At 61.1% G+C, this 24,522-nt stretch carries 21 protein-coding genes; 10 read left to right on the forward strand and 11 right to left on the reverse strand.

What is annotated here, in order from left to right; genetic code table 11:
- Positions 1 to 27: 27 nt before the first annotated feature.
- The 3 genes from coaE to HB676_RS01300 are packed head-to-tail and all read right to left on the reverse strand — an operon-like array spanning position 28 to position 2,078.
- On the reverse strand, positions 28 to 627 hold the full coding sequence (gene coaE / locus HB676_RS01290; protein ID WP_213735836.1) for a dephospho-CoA kinase: 600 nt from the start codon (positions 625 to 627) through the stop codon (positions 28 to 30).
- Between the two features lie 9 nt (positions 628 to 636).
- The gene (locus HB676_RS01295) at positions 637 to 1,245 is read right to left on the reverse strand and encodes a Maf family protein (RefSeq protein ID WP_213735837.1); all 609 of its coding nucleotides are present in this window, start codon (positions 1,243 to 1,245) and stop codon (positions 637 to 639) included.
- Positions 1,242 to 2,078 (reverse strand): pyruvate, phosphate dikinase/phosphoenolpyruvate synthase regulator, encoded by an 837-nt coding sequence (locus HB676_RS01300; protein WP_213735838.1) that lies wholly within the window; start codon positions 2,076 to 2,078, stop codon positions 1,242 to 1,244. The genes HB676_RS01295 and HB676_RS01300 overlap by 4 nt, the downstream gene beginning before the upstream one ends.
- A 466-nt stretch (positions 2,079 to 2,544) precedes the next feature.
- On the opposite strand from HB676_RS01300, the gene hemJ reads away from it, so the two are divergent.
- From hemJ to HB676_RS01335, 7 genes are all read left to right on the forward strand, one after another.
- Positions 2,545 to 2,967: a protoporphyrinogen oxidase HemJ gene (hemJ, locus tag HB676_RS01305; protein WP_213735839.1), complete on the forward strand. Its 423-nt coding sequence runs from the start codon at positions 2,545 to 2,547 to the stop codon at positions 2,965 to 2,967.
- 255 nt (positions 2,968 to 3,222) lie between these two features.
- The gene (gene rho / locus HB676_RS01310) at positions 3,223 to 4,488 is read left to right on the forward strand and encodes a transcription termination factor Rho (protein WP_079606624.1); all 1,266 of its coding nucleotides are present in this window, start codon (positions 3,223 to 3,225) and stop codon (positions 4,486 to 4,488) included.
- Positions 4,489 to 4,813: 325 nt separating this feature from the next.
- Positions 4,814 to 6,166, forward strand: a complete 1,353-nt coding sequence (gene mnmE / locus HB676_RS01315) for a tRNA uridine-5-carboxymethylaminomethyl(34) synthesis GTPase MnmE (RefSeq protein ID WP_213735840.1) — start codon at positions 4,814 to 4,816, stop codon at positions 6,164 to 6,166.
- Between the two features lie 157 nt (positions 6,167 to 6,323).
- Entirely contained in the window at positions 6,324 to 8,207 is a 1,884-nt protein-coding gene (mnmG, locus tag HB676_RS01320; RefSeq protein WP_213735841.1) for a tRNA uridine-5-carboxymethylaminomethyl(34) synthesis enzyme MnmG, read from the forward strand.
- A 186-nt stretch (positions 8,208 to 8,393) separates the two neighbouring features.
- Complete coding sequence (gene rsmG, locus HB676_RS01325; protein WP_213736107.1) at positions 8,394 to 9,101, forward strand: 16S rRNA (guanine(527)-N(7))-methyltransferase RsmG; 708 nt, start codon at positions 8,394 to 8,396, stop codon at positions 9,099 to 9,101.
- Complete coding sequence (locus HB676_RS01330) at positions 9,098 to 9,949, forward strand: ParA family protein (RefSeq protein WP_213735842.1); 852 nt, start codon at positions 9,098 to 9,100, stop codon at positions 9,947 to 9,949. Before rsmG ends, HB676_RS01330 begins: the two co-directional genes overlap by 4 nt.
- Positions 9,950 to 10,144: 195 nt before the next feature.
- Positions 10,145 to 11,023 carry a ParB/RepB/Spo0J family partition protein gene (locus HB676_RS01335; protein WP_213735843.1) on the forward strand — a complete coding sequence of 293 codons (879 nt, stop codon included), beginning with the start codon at positions 10,145 to 10,147 and terminating at the stop codon, positions 11,021 to 11,023.
- 110 nt (positions 11,024 to 11,133) lie between these two features.
- On the opposite strand, the gene holA is transcribed toward HB676_RS01335, so the two are convergent.
- The 4 genes from holA to HB676_RS01355 form a co-directional block, all read right to left on the reverse strand.
- Entirely contained in the window at positions 11,134 to 12,162 is a 1,029-nt protein-coding gene (holA, locus tag HB676_RS01340; protein WP_213735844.1) for a DNA polymerase III subunit delta, read from the reverse strand.
- Between the two features lie 51 nt (positions 12,163 to 12,213).
- Positions 12,214 to 12,765, reverse strand: a complete 552-nt coding sequence (lptE, locus tag HB676_RS01345) for an LPS assembly lipoprotein LptE (RefSeq protein WP_213735845.1) — start codon at positions 12,763 to 12,765, stop codon at positions 12,214 to 12,216.
- The gene (gene leuS, locus HB676_RS01350; RefSeq protein WP_213735846.1) at positions 12,752 to 15,376 is read right to left on the reverse strand and encodes a leucine--tRNA ligase; all 2,625 of its coding nucleotides are present in this window, start codon (positions 15,374 to 15,376) and stop codon (positions 12,752 to 12,754) included. The genes lptE and leuS overlap by 14 nt, the downstream gene beginning before the upstream one ends.
- Positions 15,377 to 15,509: 133 nt before the next feature.
- Positions 15,510 to 17,201 (reverse strand): diguanylate cyclase, encoded by a 1,692-nt coding sequence (locus tag HB676_RS01355; protein ID WP_213735847.1) that lies wholly within the window; start codon positions 17,199 to 17,201, stop codon positions 15,510 to 15,512.
- Positions 17,202 to 17,309: 108 nt separating this feature from the next.
- Between HB676_RS01355 and HB676_RS01360 the strand changes: the two genes are divergently transcribed.
- The gene (locus HB676_RS01360; RefSeq protein WP_213736108.1) at positions 17,310 to 17,999 is read left to right on the forward strand and encodes a YggS family pyridoxal phosphate-dependent enzyme; all 690 of its coding nucleotides are present in this window, start codon (positions 17,310 to 17,312) and stop codon (positions 17,997 to 17,999) included.
- A 14-nt stretch (positions 18,000 to 18,013) separates the two neighbouring features.
- On the opposite strand, the gene HB676_RS01365 is transcribed toward HB676_RS01360, so the two are convergent.
- Positions 18,014 to 18,583, reverse strand: a complete 570-nt coding sequence (locus HB676_RS01365) for a L,D-transpeptidase family protein (RefSeq protein ID WP_213735848.1) — start codon at positions 18,581 to 18,583, stop codon at positions 18,014 to 18,016.
- A 251-nt stretch (positions 18,584 to 18,834) separates the two neighbouring features.
- Here HB676_RS01365 and HB676_RS01370 point away from each other — a divergent pair, with 251 nt between their 5' ends.
- Positions 18,835 to 19,521 (forward strand): response regulator transcription factor, encoded by a 687-nt coding sequence (locus tag HB676_RS01370; protein ID WP_213735849.1) that lies wholly within the window; start codon positions 18,835 to 18,837, stop codon positions 19,519 to 19,521.
- 42 nt (positions 19,522 to 19,563) lie between these two features.
- The gene (locus HB676_RS01375) at positions 19,564 to 20,007 is read left to right on the forward strand and encodes a cyclic nucleotide-binding domain-containing protein (RefSeq protein ID WP_213735850.1); all 444 of its coding nucleotides are present in this window, start codon (positions 19,564 to 19,566) and stop codon (positions 20,005 to 20,007) included.
- A gap of 25 nt (positions 20,008 to 20,032) precedes the next feature.
- Here HB676_RS01375 and HB676_RS01380 read toward each other — a convergent pair whose 3' ends face one another.
- From HB676_RS01380 to HB676_RS01390, 3 genes are all read right to left on the reverse strand, one after another.
- Entirely contained in the window at positions 20,033 to 20,848 is an 816-nt protein-coding gene (locus HB676_RS01380) for an exodeoxyribonuclease III (protein ID WP_213735851.1), read from the reverse strand.
- A 174-nt stretch (positions 20,849 to 21,022) separates the two neighbouring features.
- Complete coding sequence (locus HB676_RS01385) at positions 21,023 to 21,742, reverse strand: outer membrane lipoprotein carrier protein LolA (protein ID WP_249780024.1); 720 nt, start codon at positions 21,740 to 21,742, stop codon at positions 21,023 to 21,025.
- A gap of 234 nt (positions 21,743 to 21,976) precedes the next feature.
- A complete protein-coding gene (locus tag HB676_RS01390; protein WP_213735853.1) occupies positions 21,977 to 24,421 on the reverse strand; it encodes a DNA translocase FtsK in 2,445 nt (814 codons plus the stop codon).
- Between the last annotated feature and the right edge of the window lie 101 nt (positions 24,422 to 24,522).

Below are 24,522 nucleotides of genomic sequence, written 5' to 3' on the forward strand. Positions count from 1 at the left end.
GAATGAAAAGCCGCCGTGACAGGCGAATCAGGATCGCCGCAGCGGCATCTTACCAGCCTCGGCCAGAATGTCCCGGATTCGGGCCCGCACCGGCTCAAGGCCATGCGAGGTATCCACCACGAAATCAGCACGCTTGCGTTTTTCCGCATCGGGCAGTTGCCGGGCCAGGATGGCGTCGAGCTTCTCGGCGGTCATGTTGTCGCGCGCCAGAATGCGCTCGCGCTGAATTTCAGGCGTAGTCGTGACCACCACCACCGCATCGACGCGCTTTTCGCCGCCGGTCTCGAACAACAGCGGCACATCGACCACGGCCACGGGTGCGCCGGATCGTTCGGCGTCCTCCAGGAATTTCTGGCGCGATGCACCGAGCATCGGATGAACGATCTGCTCGAGCCGTCGCATCGCGGCGGGATCGTGCACCACTTGCGCCGACAAACGCATGCGGTCGACCCTGCCATCGACAGTCGAACCCGGAAACGCCGCTTCGATCGCCGGCGCCGCCTCGCCTTCGTAGAGCGCGTGAACCGCCGCGTCGGCATCGTAGACCGGCACACCGGCTTCCACGAATAATTTCGCGGTGGTCGATTTGCCCATTCCGATCGAGCCGGTCAGCCCAAGAATAATCATTGTGAGATCTTACACGCCAAGCAGCCGTTCGCTGCGCAGGAATCCGAGTAATGGCAGGAGCGGCAGGCCGAGAATGGTAAAGTGATCGCCCTCGATCCGCTCGAACAAATGCACGCCCAGGCTTTCCAACTGATAGGCGCCGACGCTTGATGTCACAGCCTCGCCTGCTTCATCCAGATAGGCGTCGATGTCGGCTTCGCTCAGCTTTCGCATGGTCATGCGGGCAATGGATACATCCGTGAACAATATCTTGCCGTCACGCGCCACCGCAACGGCGGAGTGCAGTTCATGGGTGCCGCCGGCCAGCGCACGCAGTTGTTCGGCGGCCTGTACCCGGCCGGCCGGTTTGCTGAACAGCCGTGATCCCAGCGCCAGGGTCTGATCCGCACCGACGACAAACCGGTCCGGGTATTTAGCCGATACAAAAACCGATTTCTTGCGTGCGAGAAGTGCGGCGATTTCGCCGGGTGCCGTCAAATGCGATTCCTGCTGCACGGCCCGCTCGTCGATGTCCGCCGGAATGGCTTCGAAATCGATACCGGCATTGGTCAGCAGCATCTGCCGTGCCCGGCTTTGCGAGGCCAATACCAACGGATTTTTTCCGCGCCACAGCGTCATTCGGCAAACCGTTGCCGTTGCCGGTCGGAGAGCAATTTCATGATCGCCGCCGCGGTCTCCTCGATTGAGCGGCGCGTCACGTCAAGTTGCGCCCAATTGAATTTGGCGCTCAATCGCCGCGCGAAGGCGACTTCATCTGTGACGGCCTGGCGATCGATGTACGTGTCGTTGTCGCGATCACCCATGCTCAACAGCCGATTCTGCCGGACCTGGATCAGGCGTTCAGGCGCGGCATGAAGGCTGACCACCAGCGGTTTATTCAACGTCTCGAGTTGATGCGGGATCGGGATACCCGGCACCAGCGGAACATTCGCGGTGCGGATACCACGGTTGGCGAGATAGATGGACGTCGGTGTTTTCGAGGTGCGGGACACACCGACCAGAATAACTTCGGCCTCTTCCAGTCCCTCGACGTGCTGGCCGTCATCATGGATCATCGTATAATTCAGCGCGTCGATCCGCTTGAAATATTCCGCATTCAGCGTGTGCTGGGCGCCGACCCGGCCGGTGGTGGGCGCTCCCAGATAGGCCTGAAACAACTGCATGACCGGGCCGATGATCGACAGGCTGGGTATGTTGATTTCCTGGCACTTGGCTTCCAGCCGGCCTACCAGATCCCGCTCCAGCAGCGTGAACAGCACAATTCCCGGCGCTTCCTCGATCTCGCTCAAGACGCGGTCGAGCTGCTTCTGGCTGCGTACCAGGGGATAGACATGTTCGACCGGCGTTACATTGGCATATTGCGCGGCGACCGCGCGCGCCACCGTGATCAGCGTCTCACCGGTCGAATCGGAGACCAGATGAAGATGAAAATAATTGCCGGTCGTGGGCACCTGAACCCCTGTGTAACCTGTGAATCGCTGTGGAGCTTATCCGTAATATTCGCACCCGGATCGATCGGCCCGGGATAACCGGACTTTTTCTTCACAGGGCTCATCGCCGGGATAAGTCATCTCACTGCGGCAATGATAGTGAGCTTATGTGGATTTGTCTCTGTATAGACTGGCGAGCGCGCGCCGCAAACGCTTGAATCAAGTGACGTTATTTAACCAACCATACCCATCGCGAATTTTGTTGATGGATGTGAACAAGTCCGCAGGCATCATGGGACAGTTTTGCGTGGGCCTAATCCACCGCTACTCAGACTCAAACCTAAGAATCTAAATAGATTGTTTTAGATAAGTGCCGCTTGCGGATATGTCTCGTCCAAGCGACAAGACCGGATGCTCTGCAACGCCAGCAATGACTGAGTTGTTCCAGCGTTTGCTGCGCAGTGCTTTCGCGGATGGATGAGACACGATGTACGAATGGATCAAGGCGCTGCATGTGATCGCGGTCATCTCGTGGATGGCCGGCATGCTCTATCTGCCGCGGTTGTTCGTCTATCACTGCGACGCGGAAGCCGGATCGAAGCAATCCGAGACGTTCAAGGTGATGGAACGGCGGCTGCTGAAGGCGATCATAAACCCCGCGATGATTGTGACCTGGCTGGCCGGGCTTTATCTGGCGTGGGCGGGGCATTGGTTTTCGGCGCCCTGGCTGCATGGCAAGCTGCTGTTGGTGGTATTGCTGTCGGGTGTCCACGGCTTTTTGTCGCGGTGTGTAAAGGATTTTGCCGCCGACTCGAATTTACGAAGTCAGAAATTTTATCGTATTATCAATGAAGTACCGACAGTATTGATGATCGGGATCGTGATTCTGGTTGTGGTCAAACCATTCTGACGGGCGTTATCAGCGATAGTTCAACTTGAGCGCTCCTTGCGGAAAGCCGACTGATTTTCTATATTAGCCAAATCCCACCCCACGCAGGCGGATGTGGTTGTGTTCCGGTCTCCTCGTTGAGCCGGCCGTCACATCAGGTTTGAAGCCTCTCCGGCACTTTCCTCGCTTAGACCTGCGGACCTTCCTTTTCTTGCGTCCGCATTTTGTAAAGCCACCTCGCACCCCTCCCCCTTGCTACTCCACAGGACGACCCCAATGCGGGAAATGAAACTTCAAGACCTCAAAGCCCAGACGCCAGCCGAGCTAGTCTCGTTCGCCGAGGAGAAAGGGGTCGAAAACGCCAGCACGATGCGCAAGCAGGAGCTGATGTTCGCCATTCTCAAACAGCTCGCGATTCAGGAAACCGACATTATCGGTGAAGGCGTCGTTGAGGTTCTCTCCGACGGCTTTGGCTTCTTGCGTTCGCCGGATGCTAATTATCTGCCGGGACCGGACGATATCTATGTCTCGCCGTCGCAGATCCGCCGCTTCGGGCTTCGCACCGGCGACACCATCGAAGGCCACATTCGCAGCCCGAAGGAAGGTGAACGCTATTTCGCGCTGCTGAAGGTCAACACGCTCAATTTCGAAGACCCGGAAAAGTCCAAGCACAAGGTCAATTTCGACAATTTGACGCCGCTGTTCCCCGATCAGCGCTTTCGGCTCGAACTCGAAGACCCCACCAGAAAGGACCTTTCTGCAAGGGTTATCGACATTGTCGCCCCGATCGGCAAAGGCCAGCGCGCTTTGATCGTGGCGCCGCCCCGCACCGGTAAAACGGTGCTGATGCAGAACATCGCCCACTCGATCACCGCCAATCACCCGGAATGCTATCTGATCGTGCTTCTGATCGACGAGCGTCCGGAAGAAGTCACGGACATGCAGCGTTCGGTGAAGGGCGAGGTCGTCTCGTCAACCTTCGACGAGCCGGCGGTACGTCACGTCCAGGTCGCTGAGATGGTCATCGAGAAGGCCAAGCGGCTGGTCGAGCATGGCCGCGACGTCGTGATCCTGCTGGACTCGATTACGCGCCTGGGGCGTGCCTACAACACCGTGGTGCCGTCGTCCGGCAAGGTGCTGACCGGCGGTGTCGACGCCAATGCATTGCAACGGCCGAAACGCTTCTTCGGTGCCGCGCGCAATATCGAAGAGGGCGGTTCGCTCACCATCATCGCGACTGCACTGGTCGATACCGGCAGCCGGATGGACGAAGTGATCTTCGAAGAATTCAAAGGCACCGGCAATTCCGAACTGATTCTCGACCGCAAGGTTTCGGACAAGCGGACCTTCCCGGCGATCGATATTTCACGCTCCGGTACCCGCAAGGAAGAGCTCATCACCGATCCGCAACTGCTCAAGAAAATGTATGTGCTGCGCCGGATCCTCAATCCGATGGGAACGATGGACGCGATCGACTTCCTGCTCGATAAGCTCCGCAACACCAAGAACAACTCGGAGTTCTTCGAGTCGATGAATACCTGAGCCGTTTCAGCGGCTTTGAATTGGGGCGTCCCGCGCGAGCAGGGCGCCCTTTTTCATGGTTGGCGCGGGTCTCCCGAAGGGGCCTTTGCTGCAGCAAAGCTGCAACATCGCAGGACCCGTTAGTGCCTATCGATCTTCCGGTAACCGGCTGTAATTGCTTTGATTTATTCCTGAGATATGGAAAACCGGCCGATTTCTGCAGCATAAATGCTGCGGAATATGCTGCAGCATCGGCCGCGTCGTCCATTTCCTGGCCCGGATAATCCGACGAATCGAGCCAACGGAAATCGCGTTGCGTTTTCAACGACCCAGGGACAAATAGGCGATGCATCCACGGGAACAGACCATTTTTGCCTTGTCGTCCGGCCGGCTGCCAAGCGCCATCGCTCTGGTGCGGGTTTCCGGACCAGGGGCCGGGGTCGCCCTGACCACGCTGGCGGGCAAGCTCCCGATGCCGAGGATGGCGACGCGGGTGCTGCTGCACGATGTCAGCCAACGGCCGATCGACGATGCCGTGGTGCTATGGTTCCCGGGACCGGCCAGCGCCACCGGCGAGGACATCGCCGAGTTTCACGTTCATGGCGGGCGGGCGGTGCTCGCGGCATTGTTTTCGACATTGTCAGCTTTTGAAAATATGCGGGCCGCCGAGCCGGGCGAATTCACCCGCCGCGCGTTCGAAAACGGCAAGCTCGACCTCACCGAAGCCGAAGCGCTGGACGATCTGATTCACGCCGACACCGATCGGCAACGCCGCCAGGCGCTCCGCCAGATGAAGGGCCTGCTCGGCGACAAAGCACGGGACTGGCGCGCGCAGATTATCGAGGCCTCGGCACTGATCGAGGCCGGCATCGATTTTTCCGACGAGGGCGATGTGCCCGCGGAATTGCACAAGCCCGCGCTGGCAAAGATCGAAAAGCTTCTCGGCGAGATTCAAGAAGTGCTTGCGGCGCAGGGCCAAAGTGAACGTCTGCGCGATGGGCTGGTGGTTGCGATCGCGGGTCCACCGAATGTAGGCAAGTCGACGCTGATCAATCAATTGGCACGGCGCGAGGTGGCGATTGTCTCGCCGCATGCCGGCACAACCCGTGACGTGATCGAGATCCAGCTCGATCTCGATGGCTACCCAGTGACGGTGATCGACACCGCCGGCATTCGCGAAACGGATGATCCCGTCGAGCAGGAGGGAGTGCGCCGGGCGCGGGCGCGCGCCGGGGAGGCCGACCTCGTGTTGTGGATGGTCGATACGCAGCATGGGGCGGCCGATCGCGAGGGAGTGTCGGGTGCGTGGATCGTGCGCAACAAGATCGATCTCGAAACTGGCAATGCGGCGCGCCCACGCGAATCGGCCAATGGCTTACGGCCGGACGGCTCGACCGAATTTGGGATTTCAGCGGCCCGGGGCGATGGCGTCCAGGAACTGATCGCCGCGATCGTGATTTTTGCGCGAGACTTTTTCGGGACAGGAGAGGATGCCCTGATCGGACGCGAGCGGCAGAGGAAATTGCTGCAGCAGACGGCTGATATGTTGCATCGCAGCATTTCGGTGATTGGCAGCGGTGAGGAACTTGCTGCGGAAGAATTGCGGGGGGCGGCGGTTGCGTTGGGTCGGCTGCTTGGGCGGGTGGATGTCGAAGACGTTCTCGACGTAATCTTTCGCGAATTCTGTATAGGTAAGTAATATTTCTTTGTTCATTCTTTAAATTCATTTCTTCGGCTAACTTGTTTCACGTGAAACAATGTGCAGTCCTCTTTTTGGCAGTCTGTTTCACGTGAAACATCGTCGCTGCTGAACTTACCACTTTCGAGTTGACGCGCCGCGTTATAGAACGCGCGCCATGGTTGCCGACCAAAAATCATTTGACGTCCTCGTCATCGGAGGAGGCCACGCGGGCTGCGAGGCTGCCAGCGCGGCTGCACGGCTCGGCGCCAGGACGTTGCTGGTTACCCACCGTTTTGGGACCATCGGCGCGATGTCCTGCAACCCCGCGATTGGCGGCTTGGGCAAGGGTCATCTGGTCCGCGAGGTCGATGCGCTGGACGGGTTGATGGGCCGGGTCGCCGATGCCGGCGGTATCCAGTTTCGGATGCTCAACCGGCGCAAGGGTCCGGCGGTCCGGGGGCCTCGGGCCCAGGCGGACCGCAAGCGCTATGCCGCGGCGATGCAGGCCGCCATCATCGAGACCGCCAATCTCAGCGTGATCGAGGGCGAGGCCGATGAGCTGATTGTCGCCAATGGCCGCGTCGCCGGCATTCGCCTTGCCGATGGCCGCGAGCTGCCCGCGGGCGCTGTTGTCATCACCACCGGCACCTTCCTGCGCGGCCTGATCCATCTCGGCGAGAAGAACTGGCCGGCCGGTCGGGTCGATGAAGCCCCGGCATTGGGCCTCTCCAAATCATTCGAACGCGCCGGCTTTACACTGGGCCGCCTGAAGACCGGAACCCCGCCGCGGCTCGACGGCAGTACGATCGATTGGTCCGCCGTCGAAATGCAGCCGGGCGACGATCCGCCGGAGCCGTTTTCGGTGATGACGGACCGCATCACGACGCCACAGATCCAGTGCGGCATCACCCGCACAACCCCGGCGACCCACGAGGTGATCCGGGCCAGTGTGCATCGCTCGCCGATGTATTCGGGCCAGATCAAAAGCAGCGGGCCGCGCTATTGCCCTTCAATCGAGGACAAGATCGTTCGCTTTGGCGATCGCGACGGGCATCAGATCTTCCTGGAGCCGGAAGGCCTCGACGACTCCACAGTTTATCCCAACGGTATCTCCACTTCGCTGCCCGAAGAGGTTCAGCTCGCAATCCTGGCGACAATCCCAGGCCTTGAGCGCGTGCGGATGGTCCGGCCGGGCTACGCGATCGAATATGATCATGTTGATCCGCGCGAACTCGACCCGACCTTGCAGGCCAAGCGCTTGCCGGGGCTGTTTTTGGCCGGGCAGATCAACGGCACCACCGGTTATGAAGAAGCCGCCGCACAGGGGCTTGTGGCAGGTCTCAACGCCGGTCTGGCTGCCAGCGGGGCGGATGCCATCGTGTTCGACCGGGCAGACGGCTATCTCGGCGTCATGATTGACGATCTCGTCACCCGTGGGATTACCGAGCCCTATCGGATGTTCACGTCCCGCGCCGAGTATCGCCTGACCTTGCGGGCCGACAATGCCGATCAACGCCTGACCGACAAGGGAATAGCGTTGGGATGCGTCGGCCTGGCGCGGTCGCTACGTCACGGTGCCAAGATGGCGGCTCTCAATGCAGCCAAGACCCTGACGAAGTCGCTCGCGATTACGCCGAACGAGGCCGCAAAGCATGGGCTGGCTCTCAACAAAGACGGCCAGCGCCGCTCGGCCTTTGAGCTATTGGCCTATCCGGAGATTGGTTGGACCGAAGTACGCGCCATCTGGCCGGAATTGTCAGCCATTGACCCATCGATCGCGGTCCATCTCGAGATCGATGCGAAATACGATGTCTATCTCAAGCGCCAGACCGCTGACGTCGATGCTTTCCGTCGCGACGAGGGATTAATCCTGGGCGAAGTCGACTACAATCAGGTGCCGGGGCTATCCAACGAGGCCCGGTCGAAGCTGCAAGCTGCACGGCCGCGAACCGTGGGGCAGGCGGGCCGGCTAGATGGTCTAACTCCCGCTGCGCTGGGGATCCTGGCGGCCTATTTACGCCGGGAAGCGCGGCGGAAACCGTCATCGGTGATTGCGTAGAGATGTTTCACGTGAAACAGGCCGACGCGCGCCCTATCTAAGTGGTCCGATGGCGATGCGAGCTACACCAGACCGTAGCCGTTCATGATTGTCGCCTTATCGGTGTAGATTGTCTCACGGGGCTCCTCATCGGGTGTATCGTGACGCGAGCCCGTAGCGAACTCTTCTAAGCGACAGCAACGACCCATCGAGCCAATGACCACAGCCTCTAGCCAAACGCGATCTCCGATCCCCGGCTCCGATAAGGCCGCAGCTCTCGCCTTGACGCCCGTTTCACGTGAAACAGAAGCGCGGCTCGATCGCTATGTCGAATTACTGCTGGAGTGGCAGGCCAAAACCAATCTCGTCGCGCCATCGACGCTCCCGAATCTGTGGACCCGGCACATATCGGACTCGCTGCAGCTTTTGACGCTCGCGCCATCAGCAAAGGCCTGGGCTGACCTCGGCAGCGGCGGGGGCTTTCCCGGTGTGGTGCTGGCCTGCGCGCTCGCGGAAATACCTGACGCACGAATTCATCTGGTCGAGCGCAATGCCAAGAAGGCCGCCTTCCTGCGTGAGGCGCTGCGAGTAACCAACAGCCCGGGCACAATTCATCCCGCTGACATCGGGGATAGTGTGGATAGAATCGTCGGCAAGGTCGATTGCGTCACCGCGCGAGCCCTGGCTCCGCTACATCAACTCATCGGCTTCGCGGAGCCGCTGGTGAAGCAGGGTGCAAAAGCCCTGTTTCTCAAAGGCCAAGATGTAGAGGCTGAATTGACCGAAGCCACTAAATATTGGAATATCAAACCGCAATTGCATTCCAGCCGCACCGGCGGACACGGCTGGATCGTCGAACTCGATCATATCGAGCGGCGCCTTCCCGTCCGCAGCACCGATGGCGTCCGCGCATGACCGTAATTGATCAAATATATCAAGAGGATAAGGCCCCTGTTCCGCCGGGCCATCCGCGCATCCTGGCGCTGGCCAATCAAAAAGGCGGCGTCGGCAAGACCACGACCGCGATCAATCTCGGCACGGCGCTGGCCGCGATCGGCGAGCGCGTTCTGATTGTCGATCTCGATCCGCAGGGCAATGCTTCGACCGGATTGGGCATCGATCGCCGCAGCCGCAACTGCTCGACCTATGACGTGCTGATCGGCGAAGCGCCGTTGCGCGACGCGGTGGTCGCCACCGCGGTGCCCCGGCTGCATATCGCCGCTTCGACGATGGATCTCTCCGGCCTCGAACTCGAACTGGGCTCGACCCGCGACCGTGCGTTCCGGCTGCGTGATGCGATCGCCGCACTGAATACCAATGCCGAACCGCAATCGGATTACACCTATGTGCTGATCGATTGCCCGCCGTCGCTCAACCTTCTTACCGTCAATGCGATGGCGGCGTCGGACGCGATCCTGGTGCCGCTGCAGTGTGAGTTCTTCGCGCTCGAAGGTCTGTCGCAATTGCTGCAGACGGTGGAGCAGGTGCGCTCCACGCTCAATCCCAATCTGTCGATCCACGGCATCGTGCTGACCATGTTCGACTCGCGCAACAATTTGTCGAACCAGGTTGTCGCCGACGTTCGCCAGTTCATGGGCAGCAAGGTCTACAACACCATGATTCCGCGCAATGTCCGTATCTCCGAAGCGCCGTCCTACGGCAAGCCGGTCTTGGTCTATGACCTCAAATGCGTCGGCAGCGACGCCTACCTCAAGCTCGCGACCGAAGTGATTCAGCGCGAGCGTGAACTGCGCACGCATTAGTTCCGCAACGTCATTCCGGACGATCCGCATTGGCGGATTGATCTGGAATCCCGAGATGGTGAAACGAAACTCTAGCGACCTCTTACTTCGAGATTCCGGGTTCGCCCGCTTCGCGAGCGCCCCGGAATGACGGCGGGTGGAGGTCCAAGCCGAAGCTAAACAGGAGCGCTTAAGTTGAATCCAAGGGAGCTGGCGATGGCCGACGAAGCGCGTTCGCGATTGGGCCGCGGTCTTGCAAGTCTGATCGGAGATGTCGGCGGCGAGGCCGCGCATGTCGAGCGGCCGCGCGCGCAGCGCAAGGTTCCGATCGAATTCATCAAGCCCAATCCGCGCAATCCGCGCCGCGCATTTTCCGATGCCGAACTCGGTGAGCTCGCGGACTCCATCAAACAGCACGGCGTGATCCAGCCGATTATCGTGCGTCCGGTCAAGGGCGCGCAGGATCGCTTCGAGATTATCGCCGGCGAACGGCGCTGGCGCGCCTCGCAGATCGTCGGGTTGCACGAGGTTCCGATCGTGCCGGTCGATGTCAACGATTCCGATGCGCTCGAGATCGCGATCATTGAAAACGTCCAGCGCGAAAATCTCAACGCAATGGAAGAGGCGCAGGGCTATCACGCGCTCGCCAACGAGTTCAAACGCAGCCAGGAAGAGATTGCCAAGATCGTCGGCAAGAGCCGCAGCCACGTCGCCAACATGATGCGGCTGACGAAATTGCCGGCCGAAGTGCAAGCCTATATCGCGTCGGGTCAATTGTCGGCGGGCCATGCGCGGGCGTTGATCGGTGTGCCGGATCCAGCCGGCTCAGCGAAGCGCATCGTCGAGGAAGGTCTCAATGTGCGCCAGGCCGAAGCGCTGGCCCATGTCGAGGGCGTACCCGAACGCAAACCGCAGAAGGCGCGCGGCGGCAAGGAGAAAGACGCCGATACGGTCGCGCTGGAAAAGCGGGTCAGCGACGCGCTTGGACTGACGGTCAGCGTCGACCACCGCGAGCCCGGCGGCACCGTGCACATCCGCTACCGCGACCTCGACCAGCTCGACGAGATCGTGGCGAAGTTGGAAGCGAAGGGCTGACGGCTTAACGGCACTCGTAGCCCGGATGAGCGAAGCAAAATCCGGGGACTATAGTCTTGGCATTCACTGTTCCCGGATGGCGCTACGCTTATCCGGGCTACGAGTTCACGTCATCCCCTGCGCTTCGCATTCACCGCGATCGACAACAGCGCGCGTTGCGCGATCACGGCCGCCAGCGAGGCCTGCTTGCGCATTTCCAGCGCGGCCACCGCGAGCTGCTCGATGATCGACACCAGCCGCGCCGCGCTGAAGTTGCGCAATGCGGTCTCGACATTTCCTTTTCGCGAGAAATGCAGCCGGGGAAATCCGCTGTCGAGCAAAGTCGAGACCGGCGTTCCATCGGCCGCAGCGAGCGCGGTTTTATGCAGCCACGCCGCCTGGCGCTGCGCGGCGGAAATGATCATGCCAGGATAGGTGCCGGCGACCATCGCCTTGGCGAATTCGGTCTCGACCGCAGCGGGATTTCCGGCGAAGGCGCCGTCCACGATCGGATCGATCTTGAGCTCGGAAGCGTCGGCGACCACCGCCATCACGTCGTCAAGCGTGACTTCGCCCTTGCCATGGGCATAGAGCGCAAGCTTGCGTAATTCGTTGCGCGAGGCCTGACGGTCGCCGCCGAGCAGGGCCATCAGCGAGGCGCGGGCATCCTGCGCGTTTTTCAGATTGGAAACCCGCAACTCATCGTCGATTAATTTCGCAAGGTCGCGTTCGGCGTCGGGATAGCAGGCGATCGCGACCGCAGTTTTGGCGCGCTCGCAGGATTTGCGCAGCGGCGATTCAGGCCGCAGCTCGCCGGCCTCGATCACGACGCGGCAATCCTTCAGCGGTTGCTCCGCGAGCGTGTCGACGCCGCTAGCAAAACTGCGCGAGCCGGCGCGTACGCGAATGGCGCGGCGGCCGCCGAACAGCGGGATCGTCATCGCTTCATCGACCAGCCGCGATGGCTCGGCCGAAAGCTCGTCGCCGTCCAGTCGCACCAATGAAAAGGGATCGTTGGGGTCGTCGACCGCCGATGCCAACAGCGCATTGGCACGCTCGCGCACCAGACCGGCATCCGGACCGTAGAGCAGGATGATGGGGCGCCCTGGATCGGGCCGCGCGAGGAAGGCGTCGATTTCTTTTCCGCGCAACGCGACCATGATTAGACCTTGGGCTCCATCATTTCAGGACGAACGTCCCGAATGAGTTGATTAGGAGCCAGCGTAGAAGAACGATGCCAGCCGGGTCTGGATCCGCTCGGCAACTTCCTGACAAGCGCGGTCCTCGGCGTCGCGGAAGGCGCGGGCGCGGGCGAACCGCTGGTAGCTGCCGGGGATGTCGTAGGAAACGCGCGAAAATGTCGTGCCGGTCATCACCGACTTATTGGTCGCGTTGTCGATCAGATTGTACTGCAGGTCGATGCCGTAATCTTCGTTGCTCGGCAGGCCAGTGCTTGGATCGACAATCAGCGAAGTCCGGCTGGTCGTGAATTTCATCACCAACCGATGGGTTGGCGGGCTTCCGGTGGCATTGCCATAGAGCTTGAACGCCAGCGCATTGCGGATTTCGACGCCTAGCCGGGCATCGCGCGAGGCGTTCGGCTTGTCGATCGGAGGCAGTTCGACGCCCATCAGCTTTTCACGCAAAGCGGGTGTGCCGTCAGCGCGCTCGGCATACATCGGCTGGAAGCAGCCGGCCGTCAGCGCCGCCAGGGCGGCTACGGCCAGAAGCCGAGCGACGATGCGGGTCCTAGCCAACGACATTCACGATCCTCATGGGAACAACGATCACTTTGCGGACGGCATTGCCGCCCAAGGCCTGTTTTACCGCATCGAGGGCCAAAACGGCAGCCTCAATTTCCGGATTCTGGGCCGTTCGGGCCACTGTGACCTCACCCCGTTTTTTACCGTTGACCTGGACCACCAGCGTCACCGTGTCTTCAACCAGCAAATCGCGTTCGATTTGGGGCCAATCCGCCTCCGAAACCAGTCCCTTCTGCCCCAGCACGCCCCAGCATTCCTCGGCCAGATGCGGCATCATCGGCGCAAAAAGTTGCACAAGAATGACCGCGGCCTCGTGAACCGCCCAGGCCAGATCCGGCGCGGGCTGCCCTGGCCGCGCCAGTACCTCGCCCAGCGCATTGGCGAATTCCCGGATATAGGCCAGGCAGACGTTGAAATGCAGCTTTTCGATGCCGGTGGAGACCTTGTCCAGCGCGCCGTGGGCCGCCTTGCGCAGCGCCAGCGCGTCGGCGCCGAATGCCGCCGGCTTCGTGGCTGCCGTCGTGCCGGCCATCTCGGCCGACTCGTTGACCAGCCGCCACAGCCGCTGCACGAATCGCGAGGCGCCCTGCACGCGCTCGTCGCTCCAGATCACGTCGCGGTCGGGCGGGGAGTCCGACAGCATGAACCAGCGCGCGACGTCAGCACCATAGGTCGCGATGATGTCGTCGGGATCGACCGTGTTGCGCTTCGACTTCGACATCTTCTCGATCGAGCCGATCGCGACTTCTTCGCCTGAGGTGAGCAGGGTGGCGCTGCGGCCATTGGCGCCGGTCTCGATCTTGACCTCCGCCGGCGTGACATAGCCGCCGTCGGCTTTCTGATAGGTCTCATGCACCACCATGCCCTGGGTGAACATGCCGGCGAAGGGTTCATCCATGCCGATGTGGCCGGTGGCTTTCATCGCGCGGATGAAGAAGCGGCTGTACAACAGATGCAGGATCGCATGCTCGACGCCGCCGATATATTGGTCGACCGGCATCAGCCGGTTCACCACCTCGGGCGTGGTCGGCGCGTTCTCGTTCCACGGATCGGTGAAGCGGGCGAAGTACCAGGACGAATCGACAAACGTGTCCATGGTGTCGGTTTCGCGCTGCGCTTTGCCACCGCATTGCGGGCAGTCGACGTGCTTCCAGGTCGGATGGTGGTCGAGCGCGTTGCCGGGCTTATCGAACGACACGTCTTCCGGCAGCACCACCGGCAGGTCCTTGTCCGGCACCGGCACGACATCGCATTTGGGGCAGTGGATCACCGGGATCGGGCAACCCCAATAGCGCTGACGCGAGATACCCCAGTCGCGCAGGCGGAAGTTTACCTGCCGTTCGGCGACGGGCATGTTGCCGCGTAGCTCGCCCTCGAGCCGCTTGGCGACATCCTGTTTGGCCTGCTCGATGGTCATGCCGTCGAGGAAACGCGAATTGATCATGCGGCCATCGCCGTCATAGGCCGTGTCAGTGATCACGAAGGCTTTTGGGTCGACATCCGGCGGGCAAACCACCGGCGTATTGCCAAGCCCGTATTTATTGACGAAGTCGAGGTCGCGCTGGTCGTGCGCCGGGCAGCCGAAGATCGCCCCGGTGCCGTATTCCATCAGCACGAAATTGGCGACGTAGACCGGGATCTTCCAACTGGCATCGAACGGATGGACCGCCTTGATGCCGGTGTCGAAGCCGAGCTTCTCGGCAGTGTCGATGATTTCCTGCGCGGTGCCGTGGCGTTTGGCCTCCGCAATGAATTCCGCGAGATCAGGGTTCTTGGCGGCTGCAGCCTGCGCCAGCGGATGATCCGGCGCGATCGCCATGAACTTCGCGCCGAACAACGTGTCCGGCCGCGTCGTGAATATCTTCAGCTCGCTTTCGCCGTCCGGCGTGGTGGCCGCATCGAGCGCGAAGCGCACCAGTAGGCCTTCGGAACGGCCGATCCAGTTGCGCTGCATCAGCCGCACCTTGTCGGGCCAGCGATCCAGCGTATCGAGCGCGTCGAGCAGTTCCTGCGAGTACTTCGTGATCTTGAAGACCCACTGGTTCATTTCGCGCTGCTCGACAACAGCGCCGGAGCGCCAGCCGCGGCCGTCGATCACCTGCTCATTGGCCAGCACGGTCATGTCGACCGGGTCCCAGTTGATCTTGCGCTTCTCGCGTTCGGCCAAACCCGCGCGCAGGAAATCGTTGAACATCTTCTGCTGGTGCTTGTAGTAGCTAGGATCGCAGGTCGCGAATTCCCTGGACCAGTCGAGCGACAGCCCGATCGACCGCAATTGTTTCTTCATCGCGGCGATGTTGTCGTAGGTCCAGGCCTTCGGCGCGACTTTACGCTCGATCGCGGCGTTTTCGGCCGGCAGACCGAATGCGTCCCAGCCCATCGGGTGCAGCACGTTGAAGCCCTTGGCGCGCATGAAGCGCGCCAGCACGTCGCCCAGGGTGTAGTTGCGGACGTGCCCGATATGGATGCGCCCGGACGGGTAGGGGAACATCTCCAGCACGTAATATTTCGGCCGCTTATCGTCGTTTTTGGCGGAGAAGATCGCCTTTTCGTCCCACTGGCGTTGCCAGCGCGGTTCGGAATCACGGGCGTTGTAGCGTTCGGAGGTCATGGAATCTAAGGGCTTTTCGTGGATTGCGGGCCGGTCCAAAGGACGGCGGACTAGGCCACAAAAGCGGCTTTCGGGTCAACGGGTCGGGCGGCCTATGCGATCTGCGCTTGGTCTACCGCAGCGGCGGAACAGTCTAGCTCGCCAGCGCCATCGGGCCGTCCGTGATCCGCACAAAACCGTGCTCGACCACGGCATTGCGGCCACGGTGCTTGGCGGCGTAGAGGGCGGCGTCGGCGGCCTCGATCAGGTCGCCCGGCCGCTGTGTGGCGCTGGGCCGGGTGCCGGCGACGCCGACACTGACCGTCACGGTCTGATGGCTTGAGGTGGCGTGGGGCATCGCGAGGTCCTGCACCGCCGCGCGCACGATTTCGCCGATTTCGAGCGCCCGGGCGGCGTCGGTATTGGGCAGCAGCAGGCAAAATTCCTCGCCGCCATAGCGTCCCGCAAAGCCCATGGTGTCCGCGGCAATGGCAGCCAGCGTTTCGCCGACCCTGGAAAGGCAGGCATCGCCCTCGGGGTGGCCATAGGTATCGTTGAACAGCTTGAAGTGATCGACGTCGATCATCATCAGCGACAATTCACCTTCGTGCTGCAGGGCCTTCATCCATTCGAAGTCGAGCCGGCTCTGGAAACCGCGCCGGTTGGCGAGGCCGGACAGCATGTCGATCGACGCCATCACGGTCAGCCGGTCATTGCTGGCGATCAGTTGACGTTCGCGTTCGCTCAACTGGGCCGCCATCGCATTGAGCGCGCGGACCAGCGGGACGAATTCAGCCGGCAGCCGGGTGTTTGCGGCCCGCACGGCCCATTCGCCCTGGCCGAATCGCTTGGCCATCGCCGCGATCGTCTCGATGGGCCGGATGATCAGTTTCTCCGCGGCGATCAAGGCGCCCAGCAGCACGAACAGGCAGACGAACAGCAATTGCAGATAGGCGGTGCGAATCTCGCGGTTGATATCGGCGGAAACCTTGGCTTCATCGACGCTGAGGATCAGGCGCGACTGGGTGCCGGCAATGCGGGAAAATTTGGCAACGTGTTCAGAGCCATCGGGCGCGGTGAATGAAAGCGAGCCATCGGCCTGGTCCGAGCCGATTACTTTTTCGGCGATCGGCGACAACATCGGCACGTCGCTCAGTGGGCGGCCGATCGGATTGGTTTTCTGCTTCGGCGCCGCCAGCACGACGCCTGAGCCGTCGATCATGACAGCCGAAATCCCGGGATGTTCGCCGAGATCGCTCACGAATTTCGATATCCAGTCGAGATCGATGCCGGTGACGACAACGGAATCAAACTCCTTGTTGATAGCGGATACCGGATAGGCTGCCATCATGATCGGCTTGCTATCGAGATTGGCCAGCAGGAAGTCGCTGAAAACAAAATCGCCGGTTTGCCGCGCCTGCTTCAAATAGGCGCGGTTGCTGAGATCGCGCCCCACCTGAGCGCGGATCGTCGAACATTGCACGCGTCCGTCGACGCCGACGATCATCAGCCTGCGGATCCACGGCAGATTGGCCGGCAGACTGGCCTGCAGGATATCGCAACTACGTCCGACGCCGCCCACCGATGCCGTGATATAGGCCGCGGATTTCATTACCGCTTCAACCGAGGAGACGACTTCCTTCAACGTATTGGCGCTGTGCCGCGAGAGATCGGTCAAATCGGCGGAGGCTGCTGCGACTTGCCTGGCACGTTCGCTTTCGAGCGAACGGGCGCGCTCCAGCATCAAGGGAGCCACCAGGATCAGCGCCAGCAACACGAGCCGGGCACGAATTCCGATAAGCTTCTTGAGTTTCACTCTTTGACGGCTGAAACTAACGCGTGACATCTCTATTGCCCAACCCCATTTGCAAAATAGAGAGAAGGGTTCAAGAAGCCTTACTTGAACTCGCTACAATTCGAATAACCTCGTCAATCTCCGACAGGTACATGAATGATAACGCCCGAAAACGCCTCGCCGATAACCACGCATTTACCAACCGGACTTTCTGCGGTGGAGCAGGACATCATGCGCGCGTGCAAGGAAGCGCGCCGGGATCGCGCGTCGGTGACGCTGGTTGCGGTGTCCAAGACGTTTGATGCCGATGCGATCGCGCCGGTGATCGAGGCCGGCCAGCGCGTGTTCGGAGAAAATCGCGTACAGGAGGCCAAGGCAAAATGGCCAGGGTTAATCTCGACGCATCCCGGCCTTGCGTTGCACCTGATCGGGCCGCTGCAATCCAACAAGGCCAAAGAAGCCGTGGCGCTGTTCGACGCGATCCATTCGGTCGACCGTCCGAGCGTTTGCGAAGCGTTGGCCAAGGAGATCGTTGCTCAGAACCGCCGGCCGGAATTGTTCGTCCAGCTCAACACCGGCGAGGAGCCGCAAAAGGCCGGTATCGCGCCATCAGAGGCGGACGCCTTCATTGCGAGCTGCCGTGAAAAATATGGCCTGCCGATATCAGGGCTGATGTGCATTCCGCCGGTCGATGACGCGCCGGCGCCGCATTTCGCGTTGACGGCCAAGATTGCCGCGCGCAATGGCCTCGTCAATTTATCGATGGGCATGAGCGCCGACTTCGCGATCGCGATTGCGTTCGGGGCTACCCATGTGCGTATCGGCTCGGCGATTTTCGGAACGCGCTAAACATTATCGGGGCTTTATCCGATCACGATCCTGGTCTGCGGCCCCAATTGCTGCAGTAGCCGCAGCATCGCGGGTTTGGTCATCGACACGCAGCCGGCCGTCGGCCCGAAATTATCGCGTGCCAAATGCAGGAATACCGCGCTGCCGAGGCCGGCGATGCGCGGCGACGTGTTGTGATCGATCTCGACGATGAAATCATAGAGATGATCGTCGCGCGTGAGCCGATCTCCCTCATCACCGCGGCCCAGCCGTAGCGGCCGATTATAATGGCGGCTGTGCGGGTCTTCGCACCAGGCGTCCTCAGGTCGAATCGCGCGGCTCGGCAGGAAAGTACGTGGTTTTGGGTGACGATCGGCGCGCCACCATAATTGCCGCGGCCGGAAGATGCCCTTCGGAGTCCCGCCGTCGCCCTCGCGCTTGTTGGCAATGATGCTGCTGCGACCAAGTGCCACTGGAACGGCCTGTCCGCCGGCCAGCAGCCAGCCCCGGCGGGGGTCGCCAGCGGCGGCACGGACCCAGATCGCGGAAAGCGGCCGGTCACGCAAGTTTATCGGATAAGCGATTGAAATACCGGAATTTTCCATGCGCCTGGCGAGTCTCTTGATAGACGCTCCATAAATATTCTATTTCGCGGCATTACAGGACATTCATCTAAATGCCTGCGAATTCTGGAGTAGAGTGCCCTTTGGCTTGTGAATCCGTAACGGTTCCCTACCTCAAGACGAAGTATACTTGACGAGTCCCTGACCTTACCGACCAAGAAACTTACCGACCACAGACTAAGCTCGGTCCAAGCCGCTATCGCTCGCGCCGACGCCCCAAAGGATGGATACAAATGGCCAATGCCCGCAAGATCCTCATCGTGGATGACGATACCGATCTGCGCGACACGTTGGTGGAGCAATTGTCGCTGCACGACGAGTTCGAAGCCTCCGCCGTCGACACTGGCGCCAAGGGCGCCACCGCGGCCAAGGCCGACGCTCCCGACCTCGTGCTGATGGATGTGGGGTTACCGGATACCGACGGCCGCGAAGTGGTCCGCAGCCTTCGCAAGGGCGGTTTCAAGGCCCCGATTATCATGCTGACCGGGCACGATACCGATTCGGACACCATTCTCGGGCTCGAATCAGGCGCCAATGACTACGTTGCCAAGCCGTTCCGCTTCGCGGTGCTGCTGGCCCGGATCAGGGCGCAGTTGCGCCAGCACGAAGCCAGCGAAGACGCGGTTTTCTCGGTCGGTCCCTACAGCTTCCGCCCCGGCTCCAAGATGCTGACCGGCGCCAATGCCCGCAAAGTACGGCTGACCGAGAAGGAAACCGCGATCCTGCGCTTCCTGTATCGAGCCGGCCAGCTGCCGGTATCGCGCGAGACGCTGCTGCAGGAAGTCTGGGGGTACAATTCGGGTGTGACCACCCACACCCTGGAAACCCACATCTACCGGTTGCGCCAGAAGATCGAGAAAGACGCCGCCAACCCGGAGATATTGGTGACGGAAGCCGGTGGCTACAAGCTGGTGCCGTGATACGATTCGGGCAACGATTCGTGATCGCGCAACCGGTTTTTCATGTCGATCGAAGATGATGTTGCCCTGCTAGAGCGTGTCCCGACATTGCGCCTGTTGGGAACCACAGCGCTGCGCATGCTGGCGATCGGTTCCGAGCAGCGCGATATCGTCCGTGGCGATCTGCTCTTCAACGCAGGTGACGAGGCCGATGCCGGATTTATCGTCCAGCGCGGCGCGTTCCGTATTGATGACGGCAGCGGCGCTGAAATCGTCGCGGGCCCCGGCGCATTGATCGGCGAGCTCGCGCTTGTGGTCGCGATGCAGCGGCCTTCCACGGCGCTCGCGATCGAGCATTCCTCGGTGATTCGGATCGCGCGCAGCCTGTTTCAGCGCGTGCTCGAGAGCGACCCGGTCGCTGCGCGCCGGCTCCGCGACGAATTCGCCAGCCGCACCAGCCAGATCGCCAGCGATATCCTGATGGCCGGCGCGAAGCTGAGCATTTAACCGGCGTCCTCTCCCGAAAGACGGTTCATACTTCGAGCGTCACCGTCACCGGGACGTGGTCCGAGGGGCGTTCCCAGCCACGCGCATCCCGGGTGATCCGGAAATCACTTATGCCGTCCTTGAGCGCGCGCGAGACCCAGATGTGATCGAGCCTTCGGCCGCGATCGGCCAGCGTCCAGTCGGCGGCGCGGTAGCTCCACCACGTATAGACCTTTTCCGACATCGGGATGCGTTCACGTGCAACATCGATCCACTCGCCATGGGTCTGCGCCGCCAGAAGCTTCTCGCATTCGATCGGGGTGTGCGACACCACTTTCAACAATTGCTTGTGCGACCAGACGTCGTTTTCATGCGGAGCCACATTGAGATCGCCGACCAGGATATGCCGATCGTCGCCGCGTGGATGCAGCGGCTCGCATGCTTTCATCTCATCGAGGAAGCGAAGCTTGTGTTCGAATTTCGGATTGAGCGCCGGATCCGGAAGATCGCCGCCGGCCGGGACGTAGAAATTATGCAGCACCAGCGGTTTCGATAATTGCGCCTTGTCGCCGAAACTGACCGTGATGTGCCGCGAATCGACCTTGTCGCAGAAGGTGCGAATGTTGGTGGCTTCGAACGGCAGTTTCGAGACCACGGCGACGCCGTGATAGCCCTTCTGTCCGTTTAGCGCGACGTGCTCATAGCCGAGCCGCTTGAAGCGCTTGAGTGGAAATGCGTCATCGATGCATTTGGTTTCCTGCAGGCACAGCACATCTGGCCGCACCGATTTGAGAAACTTTGCAACGATATCGATGCGCAGGCGCACCGAATTGATGTTCCAGGTCGTTAGGGAAAAGCGCATAGGGACCGGTAATGCAAAAACAGAATCGCGCTTATTCGGAAGCAACGGCCGTTGGGCCGCATCCCGAAAAGGTGAGGGAGTGGTGTGACCATCTTTTTGAGACGCGCGCAAGGCGCGCTTTTGGCGGGATCAGGCGAGAGCAGCCTGTCAGTCAGGAGAGAGCCTTAGAGAGCCTTAGCCCGGGTTAACACGATCGCTGAAATCAATCTTGAACAGACCGGGATCGAACCGCTTGGACGTATCCAGATTGTAGACCGCAACCGTGGTGTCATAGCCCTGCGGGTCGGTCACCGTCCACTGCTTGAGCTGGCCGTCCTTGGCGCCGACCATCAGCATCAGGCGGCTGGTGCCGATCAATAGCTGCTTCTCTTCGATGGTGACGCTGATGAAAACATCATCGGCCGTCACGCTCACGACGTTGGTGTCCTTTAACAGGTCGATGCGGTCCGACAACAGATACCGCAGCGGCGTTTGCGACAGAGGATAGATGTCCTGGGTCGCCAGGTTACGGTCCCGCACCGCGACCATCGATCCGTCGGCGACGATCGCGATCGGGCTCGGCGCCGCATATTCGAAACGCACCTTGCCCGGCTTCTGGATGTAGAACTCGCCCTTGGTCTTGCTACCGTCGGGCCCGACCTGGATGAAATTTCCAGCCAGCGTCTGCAGTGACGAGAGATAGGAACTCACGCGGGCGGCCTGTGCTTTTTGATTGGCGTCGAAGGTGCCAAAAAGACTGGCGGGAACGTTGCGGTGCGGATCCGGAATAACCGGATTGGGTACCGCCATGGACCCAGTCGTCGCCGGTCCCCTCTGTTGGTCGTTCAGCGGGTCGCGGGCTTTGGGCGCGGGTTTGGGGACCGGAACGGTCTGCGCATAAGACGGCGTGACCATTGCGCCGATGGGCGCCGCGATCAGCGACGCCAAAGCAACGCGCATCAAGGCAAGGCGCGTGATGCGGATCGGGAATTGGTCTGCCATTCGATGTTTCTGATTTCTCGTCAACGCATCGCCCTGTCTGGCTGTTCGGTCTTTTATCGCGCTTTCTCCAAAAGGAGATATCGTTTTTACGTGAAAGATGGCGTCAATTGGTGCGATCACTTGTACCCCTTTGACCCAACTCGCTGCTCAAAAGCCGCTTTCTTCCTCTTCGACCAGAATTTCGCGTTTTCCGGCATGGTTGGCCTGGCCAACGATGCCCTCGAGTTCCATCCGCTCCATCAGCGACGCAGCGCGATTATATCCGATTTGCAGCCGGCGTTGAATGTAGCTGGTGGAGGCCTTGCGGTCGCGCTTGACGATCGCCACCGCCTGCGAGAACAGGTCGCCGCCGCCATCGCCACCCATGCCGGTGGAATCGAATACCGCGCCGTCTTCGTCGGTCGGCTCCTCCGCCGTGACGGCTTCCAGGTATTCCGGCTGCCCCTGAGACTTGAGATGGCGCACCACCTTCTCGACCTCTTCGTCCGAGACGAAGGGACCGTGCACGCGGCTGATGCGTCCGCCACCGGCCATATAAAGCATGTCGCCCTGCCCGAGCAGCTGTTCGGCGCCCATCTCGCCGAGGATGGTGCGGCTGTCGATTTTCGAGGTGACCTGAAACGAGATGCGGGTCGGGAAGTTCGCCTTGATGGTGCCGGTGATCACGTCGACTGATGGCCGCTGCGTCGCGAGGATCACATGCAATCCAGCGGCGCGCGCCATCTGCGCCAGCCGCTGTACCGCGCCTTCAATATCCTTGCCGGCGACCATCATCAGGTCGGCCATTTCATCGACGATGATGACGATGTAGGGCAACGGATCGAGATCGAGCTTCTCGTCCTCATAGACCGCCTTGCCGGTTTCCTTGTCGAAGCCGGTATGCACCGTGCGCGTCAGTTCCTCGCCCTTGGTTTTCGCTTCCAGAAGACGCGCATTGTAGCCGTCGATGTTGCGAACGCCGAGCTTGGACATTTTCTTGTAGCGCTCTTCCATCTCGCGCACCGCCCACTTCAGCGCGACCACGGCCTTTTTCGGGTCGGTCACGACTGGTGTCAGCAAGTGTGGAATTCCGTCATAGACGGAGAGCTCGAGCATCTTGGGATCGACCATGATCAAACGGCACTGATCGGGCCGCAGCCGATAGACCAGGCTGAGGATCATAGTGTTGATCGCGACGGATTTGCCGGAACCGGTGGTGCCGGCGATCAGCATATGCGGCGTGCGCGCGAGGTCGATGATGATGGACTCGCCGCCGATGTTCTTGCCGAGGCAGAGCGGCAGTTTCGCGACCGACTCATTGCCGTCCTTGACCGCGAGCAATTCGCGCAAATAAACCTTCTCGCGATGCGCGTTGGGCAATTCGATGCCGATCGCATTGCGGCCGGCCACCACCGCCACGCGGGCAGACAGCGCGCTCATCGAGCGCGCGATATCGTCGGCGAGGCCAATGACGCGCGATGATTTGATGCCGGGCGCGGGTTCGAGTTCGTACAGCGTGACCACCGGTCCCGGATTGGCCTTGACGATTTCGCCGCGGACGCCGAAGTCCTGCAGCACGCCTTCCAGCGCGCGTGAGTTGGCCTCGAGCTCACCCTTATTCAGCGGCTGGCGGTCCGACGCCTTCGGCGCGGTCAGCACGGACACCGAGGGCAATTCGAACTTGTCGGATGATTTGCGCTGAGGTGTGCGCGGCGCGGCCTTCTTGCGTGGCGCGCGTGCGGCGGGGATTTCCTCTTCTTCTTCCTCTGCCTCGAAATCTTCTTCGTCAGCCTGCGGTGCAATCGACGGCGCGGCCCGGCTGCCGAGATTCGGCTCCTGGCGCTCGAAAGAAGCGGCGCGGGGTGTCGGCGAACTTGCGACCAACCGGCCATAGGCCAGGGACAGCAACCATCCGAGCCGTGCCTTTGCGCTCATCGCGGCGTGGAACAACCATCCCAGCGAGACCGAGCCGCGGTCGTCTTCTTCCACGAACGGCGCATCGTCGTCCTCGATCGGGGTCAATTCCTCTTCCTGCGGGCGCGAGCCGATGCCGCTGGCGACTAGGAAAGTTGCAGTCATCGCGACGCCGAGGATGATTCCGAGCACCAGGCAATAAGCAAATCCGGGCGGGCCGAACACGACGGCGGGCGCGCGCACCAGCGCATCACCGACCACGCCGCCAAGCCCGGTCGGCAGCGGCCATGCACCGCCATGTGGCCAGCAGCTTGCAAAGCCCGCCGAGATCACCGTGCACAAGATCCAGCATGTGATCCGCAAGGCTTCGCGGTCGAAGGTGCGATGGGTCAGCATGCGCCAGCCCCATATCGCAACCGGCAAGATCAGCATGACCGCGCCGAGTCCAAGAATCTGCATCAGGAGATCGGCGCCGATGGCGCCGGGATAGCCGGCGATATTGCGGATCGTGCGCGATGTTGCATGGCTCAGACTGGGATCCTGTACCGACCAGGTCATCAGCGCAGCCGCGGTGCCACCGGACAGCAGCAGTAATCCCAGGCCGGCGAGCTCGCGCAGCCGTCGCGCGAGCGCTTCGCGGATCGCCGCCGGCAACTGGCCGACGAGGGGAATGACACGTTCGATCGCTGGCATGCTCATGGGGCCCTGCGACTGGATTGCGATGCGATCGATTGCATCACAATCTCATCTCCTTGTTCGAGCACGATCTCCACGCAAACGCTGCCGGCGCCTGTCGCGGG

Source organism: Bradyrhizobium sp. dw_411, assembly GCF_018449695.1.
Lineage (GTDB): Bacteria > Pseudomonadota > Alphaproteobacteria > Rhizobiales > Xanthobacteraceae > Bradyrhizobium.